Origin of the sequence: Maribacter zhoushanensis, from assembly GCF_029350975.1 — a bacterium.
GTDB classification, from domain to species: Bacteria; Bacteroidota; Bacteroidia; order Flavobacteriales; family Flavobacteriaceae; genus Maribacter; species Maribacter zhoushanensis.
Window position 1 is genome coordinate 1 of sequence record NZ_JARKMR010000011.1, and the last position, 16,763, is coordinate 16,763.

15 protein-coding genes are annotated in these 16,763 nt (G+C 35.2%); 6 read left to right on the top strand and 9 right to left on the bottom strand.

The genetic code is table 11. The features are described from left to right. Positions 1-74: 74 nt before the first annotated feature. Positions 75-797: a type IX secretion/gliding motility protein PorT/SprT gene (gene porT / locus PXD56_RS18175; RefSeq protein WP_276494748.1), complete on the bottom strand. Its 723-nt coding sequence runs from the start codon at positions 795-797 to the stop codon at positions 75-77. 61 nt (positions 798-858) lie between these two features. Continuing rightward, the gene (gene ubiE / locus PXD56_RS18180; protein ID WP_276494749.1) at positions 859-1,590 is read right to left on the bottom strand and encodes a bifunctional demethylmenaquinone methyltransferase/2-methoxy-6-polyprenyl-1,4-benzoquinol methylase UbiE; all 732 of its coding nucleotides are present in this window, start codon (positions 1,588-1,590) and stop codon (positions 859-861) included. Positions 1,591-1,819: 229 nt separating this feature from the next. Between ubiE and trkA the strand changes: the two genes are divergently transcribed. Next, positions 1,820-3,169, top strand: a complete 1,350-nt coding sequence (trkA, locus tag PXD56_RS18185) for a Trk system potassium transporter TrkA (RefSeq protein ID WP_276494750.1) — start codon at positions 1,820-1,822, stop codon at positions 3,167-3,169. Position 3,170: 1 nt separating this feature from the next. Continuing rightward, positions 3,171-4,664, top strand: coding sequence for a TrkH family potassium uptake protein (locus PXD56_RS18190; RefSeq protein ID WP_276494751.1), 1,494 nt, complete (start codon positions 3,171-3,173; stop codon positions 4,662-4,664). Positions 4,665-4,739: 75 nt separating this feature from the next. On the opposite strand, the gene PXD56_RS18195 is transcribed toward PXD56_RS18190, so the two are convergent. After that, a complete protein-coding gene (locus tag PXD56_RS18195) occupies positions 4,740-5,930 on the bottom strand; it encodes a pyridoxal phosphate-dependent aminotransferase (protein WP_276494752.1) in 1,191 nt (396 codons plus the stop codon). Between the two features lie 15 nt (positions 5,931-5,945). Beyond that, a complete protein-coding gene (locus PXD56_RS18200; RefSeq protein WP_276494753.1) occupies positions 5,946-7,046 on the bottom strand; it encodes a fatty acid desaturase family protein in 1,101 nt (366 codons plus the stop codon). A gap of 120 nt (positions 7,047-7,166) precedes the next feature. On the opposite strand from PXD56_RS18200, the gene rsmG reads away from it, so the two are divergent. Continuing rightward, the gene (gene rsmG, locus PXD56_RS18205) at positions 7,167-7,802 is read left to right on the top strand and encodes a 16S rRNA (guanine(527)-N(7))-methyltransferase RsmG (RefSeq protein WP_276494754.1); all 636 of its coding nucleotides are present in this window, start codon (positions 7,167-7,169) and stop codon (positions 7,800-7,802) included. A gap of 300 nt (positions 7,803-8,102) precedes the next feature. Here the strand turns inward: rsmG and PXD56_RS18210 are convergent, their stop codons facing one another. The 5 genes from PXD56_RS18210 to PXD56_RS18230 form a co-directional block, all read right to left on the bottom strand. Then, positions 8,103-8,615, bottom strand: coding sequence for a DinB family protein (locus PXD56_RS18210; RefSeq protein ID WP_276494755.1), 513 nt, complete (start codon positions 8,613-8,615; stop codon positions 8,103-8,105). A 110-nt stretch (positions 8,616-8,725) separates the two neighbouring features. Continuing rightward, entirely contained in the window at positions 8,726-10,354 is a 1,629-nt protein-coding gene (pruA, locus tag PXD56_RS18215; protein ID WP_276494756.1) for an L-glutamate gamma-semialdehyde dehydrogenase, read from the bottom strand. Between the two features lie 81 nt (positions 10,355-10,435). Then, entirely contained in the window at positions 10,436-10,822 is a 387-nt protein-coding gene (apaG, locus tag PXD56_RS18220; RefSeq protein WP_276494776.1) for a Co2+/Mg2+ efflux protein ApaG, read from the bottom strand. 5 nt (positions 10,823-10,827) lie between these two features. Further along, positions 10,828-11,952 carry a DUF3667 domain-containing protein gene (locus PXD56_RS18225; RefSeq protein ID WP_276494757.1) on the bottom strand — a complete coding sequence of 375 codons (1,125 nt, stop codon included), beginning with the start codon at positions 11,950-11,952 and terminating at the stop codon, positions 10,828-10,830. A gap of 26 nt (positions 11,953-11,978) precedes the next feature. Beyond that, a complete protein-coding gene (locus PXD56_RS18230; protein ID WP_276494758.1) occupies positions 11,979-13,220 on the bottom strand; it encodes a type IX secretion system plug protein in 1,242 nt (413 codons plus the stop codon). A gap of 153 nt (positions 13,221-13,373) precedes the next feature. Between PXD56_RS18230 and PXD56_RS18235 the strand changes: the two genes are divergently transcribed. Genes PXD56_RS18235 through PXD56_RS18245 form a run of 3 tightly spaced genes read left to right on the top strand, consistent with a single transcriptional unit; the run spans position 13,374 to position 16,762 of the window. Beyond that, a complete protein-coding gene (locus PXD56_RS18235; protein WP_276494759.1) occupies positions 13,374-14,723 on the top strand; it encodes a Na(+)-translocating NADH-quinone reductase subunit A in 1,350 nt (449 codons plus the stop codon). A 3-nt stretch (positions 14,724-14,726) separates the two neighbouring features. Further along, positions 14,727-16,007 carry an NADH:ubiquinone reductase (Na(+)-transporting) subunit B gene (locus PXD56_RS18240; RefSeq protein WP_276494760.1) on the top strand — a complete coding sequence of 427 codons (1,281 nt, stop codon included), beginning with the start codon at positions 14,727-14,729 and terminating at the stop codon, positions 16,005-16,007. 2 nt (positions 16,008-16,009) lie between these two features. Next, entirely contained in the window at positions 16,010-16,762 is a 753-nt protein-coding gene (locus PXD56_RS18245) for a Na(+)-translocating NADH-quinone reductase subunit C (RefSeq protein WP_276494761.1), read from the top strand. Position 16,763: the final 1 nt, after the last annotated feature.

The window sequence follows — 16,763 nt, forward strand, 5'->3', positions numbered from 1 at the left end:
ATTGCTAATTGCTAATTGCTAATTGCTAATTGCTAATTGCTAATTGCTAATTGCTAATTGCTAATTGCTAATTGCTATTCAAAAGTGAAGTTGATGAAAATCCCTCGCGTTTTTAGAGATTCTATGTTTCCTGTAAATGGACTGTTGGGGTCATTGTCTGGAACTAGTTCATCGGTTATGGCAAAAACACCACGAATAGAAGGGGTGAATTTAAAGTACTCTAAGTAAAAATCAATTCCAAAACCAAGTTCATAGTTGTAAACCCATTTTTTCATTCTAAAGGTACCAGATTCATTGTCGTCAAGACTTTCTTCGTTACTACCTAGATTTAGTCCGGTAGATACACCGCCTAAAAGAAAAGGTTTAAAGTTTCCGTATCTTCTAGTGCTTGCTTTTAATAGCAGAGGGAAATTAATGTAAGTAGATTTCACTTCTACCAGGGCGTCATCTTCTTCAATTAATGGAGAAGGGAATCCTAATAGTCTAGACCCGTAGTGCAAGCCTGGTTCAAAACGAACATCTAAGAATTCATTAATTCGCACCTCACCAATTAATCCAACATTAAATCCAAAAGACTTTGCAACTTGGACAGTTGTTAGGTCTTTACCAGAAGCGTCAAATCCTAATTCGTCTTTATAGTCAAATTTAAAATCATACTGATTTAAACCAAGGAAGTAACCCCAGTTTAAGAGTTTCTTATCTTCGTTTTGCTTATTCAATATGGGACTTTCGTTGAATTGAGCACTTACTAAATTCGTAATCAACAACGTTAGGCTTATAAAAAACCACTTCTTCATATATCCTGGTTTACGATTGTAAAACGTCAAAAATATATTGTGAGTATGCTAAAGATATAGATTAGCCTTTTTTCGCAACATAAATTGATGCAACCCCAAATGTTTGAGGTTTATTCGTTACATCTATAAACCCAATTTCGCGTAAAATATTGTTGAAGTTTTCGCCATGTGGAAAAACAGAAGCAGATTCACTTAAATAGCCGTAAGCAGAATCGTCTTTTGAGAATAATTTTCCAATTAAGGGAAGAATGTTTTTAGTGTAAAAACTGTAGCCCTGTTTGTATGGGGTTTTAGTGGGTACGGAGGTTTCTAATACGACCAGTGTTCCGTTTGGTTTTAAAACACGTAAAATTTCTGCCATACCGGTATTCAGTGTTTCAAAATTTCGTACTCCAAAAGATACTGTTACCGCATCAAAAGAGTTGTCTTCAAAAATTAGTTTCTCACTATCACCAACCACCATTTCTATAGTGCTGTCCAATTGTTTATCTGTTACCTTTTCTTTTCCAACGGCTAGCATGCCAGGTGAGATGTCTAGACCTACAATCTTTTTTGCTCCAGTTTTAACTAGGGCAATAGCCAAATCTCCGGTACCGGTAGCAATGTCTAAAATAGACTGTGGTTTTTCTTTTTTTAAGATTTCGACCACTTTTTTACGCCATTTAATATCTATTCCAAAAGAAATTACACGGTTTAGACCATCGTAATTTTTAGAAATAGTATCGAACATTTTAGTAACCTGTTCCTTCTTTCCTAATTCAGAATCTTTATACGGAGTGACTTTTTGGGGCATTTTTTAGCTATTTTTTTGGCAAATATACAATATAGCTAATGCTTAATTACTTTTTAATCAGTTAGGTTGGTAATTGATGGGTTAAAGAATTGAAAATAAAGATTAAACTAATTTAATTATGTAATTTTGCCCCATAATAAATGCTATTGTTTTCAAGTCTACTTTTAAGTATAAGTAATAGTTAAGAGAAGAAAATTAGTGCTTGATGTTTAGCGGACTAATAAAATAAATGAAGATTATAATTGCTGGTGCTGGGGAAGTAGGCTTTCATTTAGCCAAATTGCTATCCTATGAATCACAGGATATTACCTTAATCGATTCTAAAAAAGAAAGTCTTGCTTATGCAGATAATCATCTAGATATACGAGTTTTAAAAGGTGATGCAACTTCTATTGCGGTATTGATCGATGCTCAGGTAAAAGATTCAGATTTGGTTATTGCGGTAACTTCTTCTGAGACAACGAACTTGACCCTTTGCATGTTGGCTAAGCAATTAGGTTGTAAGCGAACTATTGCCAGAATATCAAATACCGAGTTTATAAAGAACAAAGACTTGTTGAGGTTTTCAGATCTAGGTATAGATGAATTGATATCTCCAGAAGCTTTAGCTGCAACTGAAATTCAGATGCTTCTAAACAAATCTGCCTTTAACGATACTTATGAGTTTGAAGATGGTGAGTTGATAATGGTGGGTGTATCGTTGTTGAAATCTGCACCGTTTGTAGGTAAACAAGTGAAAGAAGCTGCTAAAATTTTCCCAGAATTACACTTCATGCCAATTGCTTTACAGCGTACCGGTACACAGTATACGGTAATACCTAGGGGAGATACCCTTTTTAAAGAAGGTGATCAGGTGTACTTTATAACTGTAAAAAAAGGTGTAGACGAACTATACAAGTTAACAGGTAAGAAGAAAGCTGAAATCAAGAATGTTATGATTCTTGGCGGTAGTAAGGTAGGTTATAAAACTGCTCGAGATCTTTGTGCTAATAAATTCAACGTAAAGTTGATTGAGAAAAATAAAGAGAAAGCTTTTGATCTTGCAGATGAACTGCCAAATGCATTGGTGATAAATGGTGATGGTAGAAATGTTGAGTTGCTAGATGAAGAAAGTTTAGAATCTATGGATGCCTTTATTGCGGTAACCGGAAATTCTGAAACCAATATAATGTCATGTTTGGTTGCAAAATCTAAGTATATAAAGAAGACTATTGCCTTGGTTGAAAATATGGATTATTTTCAATTATCACATTCCATAGGTATTGATACGCTGATCAATAAAAAACTTCTTGCCGCAAATAATATATTCAGGCATATACGAAAAGGTGAAGTGGTAGCTTTAATGCGTTTAAACAATTTGAATGCAGAAATTTTAGAGTTTATTGTAAAAAGAAATTCTAAGGTGACAGGAGCAACTATAAGAGAATTGGACTTCCCTAAGGCGGCTACAATTGGTGGCGTTGTAAGAGATGGTCAAGGTCATATTGCACTTGGTGGATTTAAAATACAGGAAGGAGATAGGGTAGTGGTTTGTTGTCTGCCTTCTGAGATTCCTAAAATAGAACGAATGTTCCTTTAAGATGCGACTTAATTTAAGAATCATAATTCATATAATGGGGCTTCTATTGCTATGCAACGGAGGCTTTATGCTTTTAGCGGCAGTTGTCAGTGGTATATACCAAGATGGCGCTACGTTAAGTATTGCACTTGCATCTATAACCACTATGTTCGTAGGGGTTTTTATGATGTACTATACTAGAGGTCATAAAAAAGAAGTAAAGCAAAAAGAAGGTTATATCATAGTTTCTTTTGGGTGGATAGTAATGTCTATTTCAGGTATGTTGCCGTACTTGTTCTCTGGTGCATTGCCTGCGGTTACAAACGCTTTTTTTGAAACTATATCCGGTTATACAACAACAGGAGCTTCAATAATGGATGATATTGAGGCAATGCCAGAAGGTATTCTTTTCTGGCGTAGCCTAACCCACTGGATTGGGGGTATGGGTATTATCGTTTTGGCTATAGCTATATTACCGTTGCTGGGTATTGGTGGTATGCAGTTGTTTTCTGCGGAAGCTCCTGGGCCCACAGGTGATAAATTGCACCCAAGAATAACCGATACGGCAAAACGTCTATGGTTAATTTATTTTGGATATACCGTGGCAGAAACTATTTTGTTGCAAGTTGCCGGTATGTCATTTTTTGATGCCATCAACCATGCAATGGCAACCTTGTCAACAGGTGGTTTTTCAACAAAGAATGCAAGTGTCGCTTATTATAACGATCAGCCGATGATACAGTATATTATTATATTCTTTATGTTTTTGGCAGGTAGTAATTTTGTATTGAGCTATTTCGCATTTAAAGGGAAAGTTCAGAAAGTAATACAAGATGAAGAGTTTAAATATTATGCAGGTTTTACTGTTGTGTTTACTATTATAGTAGCTCTAGTGGTTTATTACCAAGCAAATATTACAGAGCTCACTCCTGGTTACCCAATGGTGTTAGGTAAGGCAGAAAGTGCTTTCAGGCATTCATTGTTTCAGATAATTTCGGTAATTACTACCACAGGTTTCGTAAGTGCGGATTTTACGCAATGGACACCCTTTTTAACGGTATTTTTCTTTGGCTTGTTCTTTTTAGGCGGTTCTGCGGGATCAACGGCAGGTGGTATAAAAGTAATGCGGCACCTTTTAATTATTAAGAATGGTGTATTGGAGTTTAAAAGAACATTGCATACCAATGCCATTATTCCTGTGCGATATAATAATAAGACTGTTAAAGAGAAAATTGTATATAATATTATAGGGTTCTTTGTGCTCTATATGTTGTTGTTTATCATTGGAGCATTAGTGCTGGGCTTTTTAGGATTAGATTTTGAATCTGCCATTGGTGGCGCGGCATCCTCATTGGGTAATGTTGGTCCGGCATTGGGTAGTTTAAATCCTGTAAGTAATTTTAATAGTTTGCCCGCATTGGCAAAGTGGTGGTGTGGATTTTTAATGTTGGCAGGTAGACTAGAATTATTTACAGTACTTATCTTACTGACACCATATTTCTGGAAATCAACTTAAATAAAGTAAGTATAAAACATAAAAAAAAGTCCCTTCATATGAAGGGACTTTTTTGTTCTATTAAGATGTTGAGGTTTATTTCAACGCTTCTTTTATTCTTGATATCGCTTCTTTAATTTCTTTAACTGATGCCGCATAAGAAATACGAATACAGTTTCCGTTACCAAAGGCGTCACCTGTTACGGTGGCAACGTTAGCAGCTTCTAGTATGTACATAGAAAAATCTGAAGCATTATTTATTGTAGTGCCATTAAATGTCTTGCCGAAGTAAGCGGTTACATCTGGGTATACATAAAAAGCACCTTCAGGTTCGTTACATTTAAAACCTTCAATTTCGTTCAGTAAACCTAGAATAAGCTTACGTCTTTCTTTAAATTCATCTACCATATATTGAATACGGTCTGGCGATTCCTCTAGGGCAGTAATAACTGCACGCTGAGCAATACAGTTGGCACCACTGGTAACTTGACCTTGTAGCTTGTTTGTTGCACGTGCAATATATGCTGGGGCACCAATGTAACCAATACGCCATCCGGTCATTGCAAATGCTTTTGCAACTCCGTTTACGGTAACGGTACGGTCATACATGTCTTCAAACTCCGCCATTGAAGCGTGTGCGGTAACACCATAATTAATGTGCTCGTAAATTTCATCACTAACTACAATAATTTGAGGATGATTCTTAAGTACATCTGCAAGTGCTCGTAATTCTTCTTTGCTATAAATTGATCCACTAGGGTTACAAGGAGAACTATACCATAACATTCTTGTTTTAGATGTAATCGCAGCCTCTAACTGTTCTGGAGTCATTTTAAAATCGTTCTCCAATGAAGTAGGAACTTCTACTGGTACGCCATCTGCTAATTTTACAATATCGCTATAGCTAACCCAATAAGGACATGGAAGTATAACTTCATCACGTGGGTTCAAGATAACTTGGGCAACATTATATAAAGCCTGCTTGGCTCCTGTAGATACTACAATTTGAGAAGGCTCGTAGCTAAGGTTATTGTCTCTCTTGAATTTAGTGATAATTGCCTTTTTAAGCTCTACGTAACCATCAACTGGAGTATAGGAATTATAGTCATCATTTACTGCCTGTATGGCAGCCTCCTTTATGTAATCTGGAGTGTTGAAGTCTGGTTCCCCTAAACTTAAACCAATAATATCTTTTCCTTGTGCTCTTAATTCACGGGCCTTAGCGGCCATTTCCAAAGTAGCTGACGGTGTAACGCTGTTAATTCTGTCCGAAAGTTGATTGCTCATGGTTGCTTTTAATTTCTAGTATTGTAATGTGGGCTCTTTGCCTAATTCTTTTAAATGCTTAAAGTGCGAAATTATAGCTTTTCTAGTAGTTTTATACTCGTGATATGGTAAATTAAATTCCTGTGCCGTTTGTTTCACAATTTTCGAAATATTTGTGTAATGTACATGGCTAATGTTAGGGAATATATGATGTTCAACTTGGTGATTTAATCCACCGGTAAACCAATTGACAATCTTGTTTTTGGTACCAAAATTTACAGTAGTAAACAATTGGTGAATGGCCCAAGTATTTTTCATTGTACCAGATTCGTCTGGTAATGGCGTATCTGCATCATCTACAATGTGTGCTAATTGAAATACCACACTTAATATTACCCCGGCAACATAATGCATTAAAAAGAATCCGATTAATATTTTCCACCATGCAATATCCAGAATCAACATTGGTAATACGATCCATATAGTAATGTATAATAATTTTGTAACTATTAAGGTGCTCCAGTTCATGGTGGCGCTTGGCAATTTACCATAAGATAATTTGCGTTTCATGTAGCGGTACATCTGTTGAAAATCTGTTGTAATCGCCCAGTTAAATGTTAGTAATCCGTACAGGAAAACAGAGTAAAAATGCTGAAATCTATGATGCTTTTTCCATTCTGCATGTTTAGAAAAACGTAAAATTCTACCCGCTTCCATATCTTCATCGTGTTCATGAATGTTGGTGTATGTGTGGTGTAGTACGTTGTGTTGAACTTGCCAGTTGTATACGTTACCCGCTAGAATATAAATACTACTGCCCATTAATTTGTTGACCCACTTCTTGTTAGAATATGCGCCATGGTTACCGTCATGCATAACATTCATACCAACACCGGCCATTCCAATACCCATAACAATGGTTAATAGAATGTTTGCCCAGTTTGGCAAGCCTAAGGTTAGTATTAAAAAATAAGGAGCAAGAAAAAGCGCAAACATTACTACGGTTTTTAAATGTAATTTCCAGTTGCCTGTTTTCTTTAATTTGTTTGTTTTGAAATAATTGTTAACTCTGCTGTTTAAAGTTTTAAAGAACTTTGCAGAATCTGTTCTAGGGAAACGAATGATATTTTGTTCCATAATTCGGTAATCTTTTACTTAATATAATGTAATTGAATCTATAATAGTTTGATAGCTTAATTAAAAGCTAAATCTTTGCATTAGTTATAATACTAATAATATCTATTTACAAATATACGGATGACTGCTGAAATCATATTTGAAAATTTTCCCAATTTATCTGAACATCAGAAACAATTGTTTGAGAAACTTGAGGAATTATATAAAGATTGGAACCAAAAAATTAATGTGGTTTCAAGAAAAGATATAGATGAACTCTATTTAAGGCATGTATTGCACTCCTTGGGTATTGCAAAATTTATAGAATTTAAAGATGGTTCGTCTATACTTGATGTTGGGACTGGCGGTGGTTTTCCTGGTATTCCATTGGCAATTTTATTTCCTGAAGTTCATTTTACATTAGTAGATTCTATAGGAAAGAAAATAAAAGTGGTAAACGAGGTGGTTGACGGCTTACAAATAACAAATGTTACTACCATAAACGCAAGGGTAGAGGAGATACCTGGTAAATTCGATTTTATTGTCAGTAGAGCAGTGGCGGCAATGCCAACTTTTGTACACTGGATAAAAGGAAAAATTAAAAAGGAATCTAAACACCCTATTCGTAATGGAATATTGTATTTAAAAGGTGGTGATTTAACCGAGGAATTAAAAGACTATAAAACGGCTGAAATTTATAATTTGACCGATTATTTTAAGGAAGATTTCTTTGAGACAAAGAAAATGGTCTATTTGCCGTTAAAATATAAAGGCTAAGCACATCTTTTAAAGAAGAAAAGAGCTGTAGTAGGCCTTTTTGTATTTACGGGCAAACTCCTTTAGATAATTCCAAGAATGAATCTGAATGCAGGTGATATGTAATCTAATACTATTGATAGTCATAAGCAATTGATTTTTAATGAAGTATAAATTACGGGAAATTACTCTTAGTTTACAATTAATTAACGTTAAATTTACATTGATATTGCATTTATGGAGTGTTAATATTTCTTAATTAATGAAAAATGCCCGTCAACTAACAAGTTAACGGGCATTTTTTTAAGGATTGTAAAAATCTTATTTGCTCCATGGTGGTACCACATCATTGCTTCTTGCATAGGCAATTAGTTGACCCTTGTGTTCTCCATTATGCTCCATGATAGCTAGTAGTCCGCCTAGTTTGTTAGATTTCATAAAACCAAAATCGACTTCATCGTTTAAAGTTCCGTCTTCCACCTTCGTGATATTTTTAAGAACAAATTCATTCGACTTTTTTAGTGCTGCGATGATGTTTTCTTTTCCTGTGATTTTACCAAGGTTCATAACATCGACATCTTCTGGTGGTGCAAATCCTAATTTAGAAGCTAAAAAATAATTTCCACCGGCAACATGTAGCAACGCTTCGCCTACAGAGCTAATACCTTCTGCAGGTCTCCAGTCGTATTTATCTTCAGGGAAGGCTTCAGCTAGTTGAATGACTTGAGACTGATTTCCTTCTAAAACTGTTTTGATAGTGTTTTGTGTTAGTTCTTCTTGTGCATAAGAGAAACATCCAATACATAAGAATACTGTGATAAGTAACTTTTTCATAATTAGTGTGTTATGGTTAATTTAAATATGTTTCAAAAGTAGTAATGTACTATATGTTTTGGTTAAGTACCAAAAAAAAGCTGAATTTAAATTCAGCCTTTTAGTTTGTTTTATCCTAAAAACGGATACCTATAATCAACAGGAGTAACAAAAGTCTCCTTAATTAATCGTGGAGATACCCAACGTAATAAGTTTTGTGCCGATCCTGCTTTGTCATTTGTTCCAGAAGCTCTTGCTCCACCAAATGGTTGCTGACCAACTACAGCACCTGTAGGTTTGTCATTGATGTAGAAGTTACCCGCGCAATTTTGTAATGCTTTAGTAGCCTCGTCAATTGCATATCTATCTTGTGAAAGTACAGCACCGGTCAATGCATACTCAGAAGTACCGTCTATTAACTGTAAAGTTTCGCTCCAATCTTTATCATCATATACATAGATAGTAACAACGGGACCAAATAATTCTGTTTCCATTGTTGTATACTTAGGGTCTGTTGTCAAGATTACCGTAGGCTCAATAAAGTAACCCTTAGATTTGTCAAAAGAACCACCTGCATAGATTTCTGCATTTTTGTCTTCTTTGGCTTGTGTAATATACTTCGCCAATTTATCAAAAGAACCTTCGTGAATTACAGCTGTAATAAAGTTGCTCATGTCTTCAGGAGAACCTGGCTTGTTGAAAGAAGCTATATCTGCTTTAACATATTCTAGAATCTCTTTAGAAGTAGATTTTGGTAAATATACTCTTGAAGCAGCACTACATTTTTGACCTTGAAATTCAAATGCTCCTCTAGAAATAGCTGTAGCTACTTGTTTAGTGTTAGCGGTAGGGTGTGCAAGAATAAAATCTTTACCACCAGTTTCACCAACTATTTTTGGATATGTTTTATAGGTGTGTATGTTGTTTCCGATTTGTTTCCAGAGTTCTTTAAAAACATGTGTAGAACCTGTAAAGTGAATACCTGCAAAATCTGGGCTAGCCAATACGGTTTCAGTAATCATTACCGGGTCACCATAAACAACATTGATTACTCCGTCAGGTAAACCTGCTTCTTTAAAGATGTCAACAATAACTTTAGCGGAAAAAACCTGAGAATCACTAGGTTTCCAAACAACAACGTTACCCATCATTGCTGCACTTGCAGGAAGGTTTCCGGCAATAGCGGTAAAGTTGAATGGGGTAATTGCATAAATAAAACCTTCTAAAGGACGGTATTCTACTCGGTTCCAGATACCTTCAGCAGAATCTGGTTGCTCTGCATAAATTTGAGACATGTATTCTACGTTAAAACGTAAAAAGTCAATTAATTCACAAGCTGCATCTATTTCTGCTTGATGAATATTTTTAGATTGTGCAATCATGGTGGCCGCGTTGATCTTTGCGCGGTAAGGACCGGCAATTAATTCAGCTGCTTTCAAGAAAATTGCAGCACGCTGTTCCCATGTTAAATTAGCCCACGCATCTCTAGATGCTAAGCAGTTATCAATTGCGGACTGTACATTTTCTTTATTTGCTGTGTGGTAAGTACCAACAATGTGCTTGTGATCGTGTGGTGGGGACATTGGCTTAGTATTGCCAGTGCGTACCTCTTCAGAGCCAATGTACATTGGTACATCTATCTTATTGTTGAAATATGCTTTGTATTGTTCCAAAACTGCCTCTCTTTCAGGAGATCCAGGAGCATAGCTTTTAATTGGTTCATTAAATGCTGCAGGAACTTGAAAAAATCCTTTACCCATTGTCTAAATTTTTATATTAAAAAGTTGACCAAAGGTACTAAAAGGGTATTGGACTAAAAACTATAAAAAGAGTAAAAGGGTTTAGTTTAAAGCAAAAGGTGCGCTAAATTTAAAAGTAGGAATATAGACCCTGAATTTCTCAGTATTGTTCATGGTAACCATGTTATAATGACCTTTCATTGCACCAATAGGCGAAGTAAGTAAGCAGCCTGAATTGTATGTATGAGAATCTCCTGGCTGAATTACCGGTTTTTTACCAATAACACCTTCACCGTCTAAGGTTTCCATGTCATTTAAAGAGTCGTATATTTTCCAATGACGAGAGGTTAGCTGTACGGCGTCTTTACTTTGGTTCTCAATAGTAATGGTATACCCAAATGCATAGTGCATTTTGTAGTTTTTAAAGAACGTACCTTCAAAAGTAGTTTGAACCGAAATTTTTATGCCTTTAGTAACCTGTGTTATCATCATATTTAATATGTAAATACGCTTTGTGCTATTAGTATGGTTATCGCTAATGTCCCTAAGATAAAAAATATCATGTTCAGGAAAAAATACTTTATAACCGTTTTAACTCTTCCTTGTTGATAGAAATTGCGCATTGCTTTGTAAAGGTAGATGGCGAAAATTAAAATAAACACTCCTTCGCTTCTAAAATTGAATACGGCATTGAGCAAATTGCTAACAATGAGCAAGATAAATAATAAAGACTGATTGTGAAAGCTAAAGATTAAATGATCGGTATAAGTGTATTTTTTTCTGATATAGACCATCCAAATGAAAAAGGAAAAGAATGGTAGAAAGAAAAATGTAGTGAATGGTAATTTTGAAATCAATGAACTTAAAAATGAACCAGGACGCTTTTCAATATCAACCAAGCTACTGGCTAAGTTAAATGCCATTTCATTTTCTTTGTTTTCTGGTATTTTAAATTTAGTTGATCCTTGTTCAAAATAATAAATGGTATCGTGCTTAATAATGGTGTTAAAGAAGTCTATTTTGCCAAGAAAGCGGCGTGTTAGATCTTCTGTATTAATTTCTTTAAAATAAGACTTAGGATTTGCTAAAATAGTAGAGTCTTTATTACTCATTTGATTTTTAAAAAAACTATTTATTTTAAGCGAATCCATTTGAATTAAGGCAAGCTGCCGTTCTTCTTCATTTTCAAATTCAATTTTATCAAATTCTGTTTGAAGGTCAATAATTGGTTCTCTTGTTTCGTAGCCAAATTTATTAAAAGACTCAAATTCGCTGCTAAAGCTGATAATTAGAAAATAAATAATAGATAAGCTCAGTAGAAAACGAAAAGGATTGGTGTATGAAAGGCGCTTACCGCTAATGTATTCCCTTGTTATTTTACCTGGTCTTAAGAGTAAGGCAGTTAAGGTTTTCCACAATTTAGAATCGTAAGAAAAGTAATTTGCTAAAAACTCTTCAAAAAAATCTAAAAGAGTAAGTTTTTTTGTGCTGTTGGCTTGTGAGCAATTAGGGCAGTATTTGTCGCTTAATTCCAGCGGGTGACCACAGTTTAAGCAGTCTACACCTCTGTATTTTAGTTTAAATCTCCCTTTTTGTTGAATGGTTGGTTTGTTTTCCATAAATGATGAAAAACGTAAATATACATCTAGTTGGTGATATTTCTAGAATTGGCAGAGCCAATACCTATAATACTGTCGTACATATCTCCAAAGTTGCGATAATATACCAATACTAAGTAGGTATTTTCGGTGAAATGAAAGTTGCCTCCAACATCATTTAATTTAATGTTGTCTCCGCTTTTAACAGCGTATTTGTAATTGTAAAAACCTTGTTTCATTTTTAAGGTAGCCTCTAACATGCCGTTCTTTTCGTTGTAGACCATTTTGTTTTCGTCCGTTAGCGCGTAGTTGTTGAATTTGCCAAAAATATACACGTCATCTAGGGCAATATATTCGGTGTAAGGAAGGCTAAAATAAACATTGGTGTATTCAGCTTCTCTAGAGGCATTGTCGCCTTGCAAGGTTCTAACGACAAAATCACCATTAATATCAGGAAAATATGTGTAAGGCTTGTCGTTTCTGAAATCGTCGGAAAACAAGTAATGATTGTATAGATCGGTAAGGTCAATGCTAGAAATCTGTGAACTAGGTGCTCGTAAGTCACTCGTGTCAAAAAGTAAAAATTCGTTGCCGCCATAAAAAGCGGTTTCTTGATCGTATTTGTATACAAGTTCACTGCCAATGGTATATTGAGGTACAATGTTGGTAATGGCAGTTGGCCAATAATGATTTTGTAATATGGCTACTTTTACTTCTTTCTTTGGGTTGATTAATCTTAATGAGCCAGAAGTGATGCTAAATTGTACCACTTGCTTTTCGTTGATGAAATTAAAATCTCTAGAACGCTTTACTTCAGTAGCGACTGATACTATATCCTTATATACTACAAATCTTCTTGAAAACTGTAGCTCGTTGTAGCTATTGTAAATTGCTATTAAATAGTTGCCGCTTACTTTTAGCCGAACGTTGTCGTTGGGTATGGTCAGCTGGTAATTGGAATAAGATTGTAGGGTGCTGTAACTATTTTCATAGTCCGTTATACGTTGATTGTCAACGCCGTCTATGTATTGAGACTTTAATAATGAAGATGGTGTCCAATCATAATCACAATGAATTACTTTATAATAGTAGTCTTGCTCGTTTGCTAAAATGTCATCGAATTCTAGGTAGAGGGGTTCTCCTATTTTAATTACAGGAAATTGATCTTCCGTAGGTCCTTTAAAAACGATGGACTTAATATTTTCTGGCGGATTTTTTTCTACTTGTACTTGGGCAACTAAATTTTGCAAAAATAATAGACAAATAAAATGTTTGAAGAAAATGCGCATTATACCCTGTTTTTTTTGAGTAAAGGTAAACAAAAAGGATGCCTAAAAAATATAGCTCGTTCTATTGTCTAATTTATGGGACAATAATTATGAAAACGAACATTTTGTACTTAAATTTGCTCAAATTTTGATAACCTAAAGGTCTAAACGCACATGTCAAAAGACATTCGAATTAAGAAAGGGCTCAACATTAACTTGGTGGGCGCCGCAGAACAGACTACTTCAAAAGCTGTTTTAAGTAATGTTTACGCAATACAGTTAAGTGATTTTCACGGAATTACTCCAAAAATGATGGTAAAACAAGGTGCCGAGGTAAAAGTGGGAGAGCCTTTGTTTTATAACAAAAACATGGAAAACATGCTTTTTGTTTCTCCGGTAAGTGGTGAGCTTATAGAGATTGAAAGAGGGGATAGAAGACGTATTTTGACCTTAAAGATATTAGCGGATAAAACTCAAGAACCATTTTCAGGTACGGCATTAGATGTTGAAAAAGCATCTAAAGAAGAGTTGAAGGCAGTTTTGTTGAAAAGTGGTTGTTGGCCATTTATTAAGCAAAGACCTTATGATGTAGTTGCTAATCCTGATACTACGCCTAAATCTATTTTTATTTCTGGATATTCAAGTGGGCCTTTGCAAGCAGATTTGGATTATGTTTTACAGGGTAAAGAAAAAGAATTACAAACTGCAATATCTGCTTTAGGTAAACTAACACCTGGTAAGGTTCATGTTTCTGTAGGTTCTAGTAAGTCGCCTTTATCTTCAATGAATGGGGTAGAGTTGCATAATGTATCTGGACCACATCCTTCAGGTTTGGTAGGAACGCAGATTAATAAATTGGATCCTATTAATAAAGGAGAGTTAGTTTGGACGGTAACTCCGCAAGATTTAATAATAATAGGTGAATATCTATTGACGGGTAAGTTTAATGCGGAGCGCACGATAGCTCTTGCAGGTTCTTCGGTTAAGGCGCCTAAATATTATACAACTAAAATAGGTGCTGAAATTTCTACCTTCTTATACGCTAGTGGTGTAAACGAAGAAAATTTCAGAGTAATAAATGGCGATGTGCTTACAGGTTCTAAAAGTAAGCCAGATGGTTATTTAGGATATTATAATAATACGGTAACAGTTATTCCAGAAGGAGACGATTATGAGTTGTTTGGATGGAATAAACCGGTATTCAATAAAATTTCGGCAACAAGGGCATTGACTTTCTCTTGGATGCAACCAAATAAGAAATACGATTTAGATACCAATACCAACGGTGAGCATAGAGCTTTTGTGGTAACGGGACAATATGAAAAAGTTTTTCCGATGGATATTTTTCCAATGCAGCTATTGAAAGCGTGTATGGTGAAAGATTTGGATGAAATGGAGCAATTAGGTTTGTATGAAGTAGCTCCGGAAGATTTTTCGTTAACTGAGTTTATATGTATTTCTAAACAACCGCACCAGAAGATCATTCGTGAGGGGTTAGATTTATTGCAAAAAGAAATAGGATAAGAAATGAGTTTAAAAAGCAAATTACACGAACTTAAACTGAAGTATCAGGGTAAGAAAATGGCTCCTGCCTTTAATGCCTTTCATACTTTTTTGTTTTCGCCAGATGAGACTACTCATGCAGGTGGTACACATGTTAAATCAGCAGATGATTTAAAGCGTACAATGAATACGGTAATAATGGCATTGGTACCAGTGCTAATATTTTCTATGTTCAATGCAGGCTACCAACATTATTCTGCTATAAATGGTTTTCCGGCAGATTTTTCTTTAATGAACGATTTCCTTACTTGGGATAATTTCTGGATCGGTATAATAAAGGTATTGCCATTAGTGGTGGTTTCTTATGCGGTTGGTCTTATTGTGGAATTTATTTTTGCAGTAATTAAAGGTCATGAAGTAGAAGAGGGTTACTTGGTTACAGGTATGTTAGTACCGTTAATAGTACCTGTTGATACACCACTTTGGATGTTGTCTGTAGCGGTAGTTTTCGGTGTGGTTATCGGTAAAGAAGTTTTTGGAGGAACGGGAATGAATATCCTTAATCCTGCTTTAACGATTAGAGCATTCTTATTCTTCGCTTACCCTACTTGGATGAGTGGTGATAAGGTATGGGTTTATGGTGCACGTGAGCGTTCAGAAGAAATACTTGCTGGTGCAAACGTTGATGCAATATCAGGTGAAACTATCTTAGGATATTTGGCTCAGAATAAAGGAGCTGAAATGACATATTCTGTTTCAGACATGTTCTTTGGTTTTATACCTGGTTCTGTTGGTGAAACATCGGCATTCCTAATTCTTTTAGGAGGTTTGTTTTTGATATTTACAAAAATTGCTAGCTGGAGAATAATGGTAAGCGCTGTTATCGGTTCATTGGTAATGGGCTTAATTTTCAATCAAGTAGTTGATTTTGGTTGGGTAGGCGAATCAAGCAAGTTTTATGGTTTAATGAGTTTCGATTTCTGGAAACATTTAATCGTTGGTGGTTTGGCCTTCGGTATCGTTTATATGGCTACCGATCCTGTTACCGGTTCTCAAACAAATAAAGGAAAATGGTATTACGGTTTCTTTATTGGGTTTATCTCGGTAATGATTCGTGTTTTCAACCCGGCATATCCAGAAGGAGTATTCTTGGCAATATTGTTAATGAATGTATTTGCGCCAACAATTGATCACTATGTGGTTAGGGGTAATATTAAGAGAAGAATGAACAGATTAAAAAATGCAACTATCTATCCAAAAGATTCAGATGGTAAGGCAGAAGAACTTAAAGCTGAAACAGTTTAATTATGGCACTAAAGACAGATAGTAACGTTTATACAGTAGTTTTTGCTGCTGTTATGGTTGTGGTAGTTGGGTCAATACTTGCATTTTTGGCTTCATTTTTAAGCCCTAACATTAAAGAAAACGAACGTTTTGAAAAACAACAGAACATTCTTTATGCAATGGGTGTTAATGAAAATGGTGATGATACCGGTAGTGTAAATTTCATTCCTACAGATGTTGTAGAAGATGAGTTTGCAAGTTACATCAAAGAGCAATTGGTTATACAAGGTGATAAAATCACTGAGGACAACGAAGCTTATTTAATTGATTTGAAAAAGCAATTAGCTGCAATGAAAAAGGGTGAGGATTATAAATTACCTGTATTTATTGGAGAGAAAGATGGTGACAAGTTCTATATCGTCCCTATGTACGGTAAAGGTCTTTGGGATGCTATATGGGGTTTCATTGCTTTAGATGATTCTATGACGGTACAGGGTGTATATTTTGACCATAAAGGTGAAACACCGGGTTTAGGTGCCAACATTAAAATGCGTTATTTCATGGACGATTTTAAAGGCGAAACTATCTTAGATGGTACTAAATATGCTGGTATATCCGTAGCTAAAGGTAACAATGACCCTTTGAATAAAACAAAAGATGATAATGAAGTAGATGCCTTGGCTGGTGCTACTATTACAGGTAACGGTGTTACGGCTATGATTAGTGAGACCGTTAAATTATATAAACCTTATTTAGAAACAATTAGAGCAAAGTAAT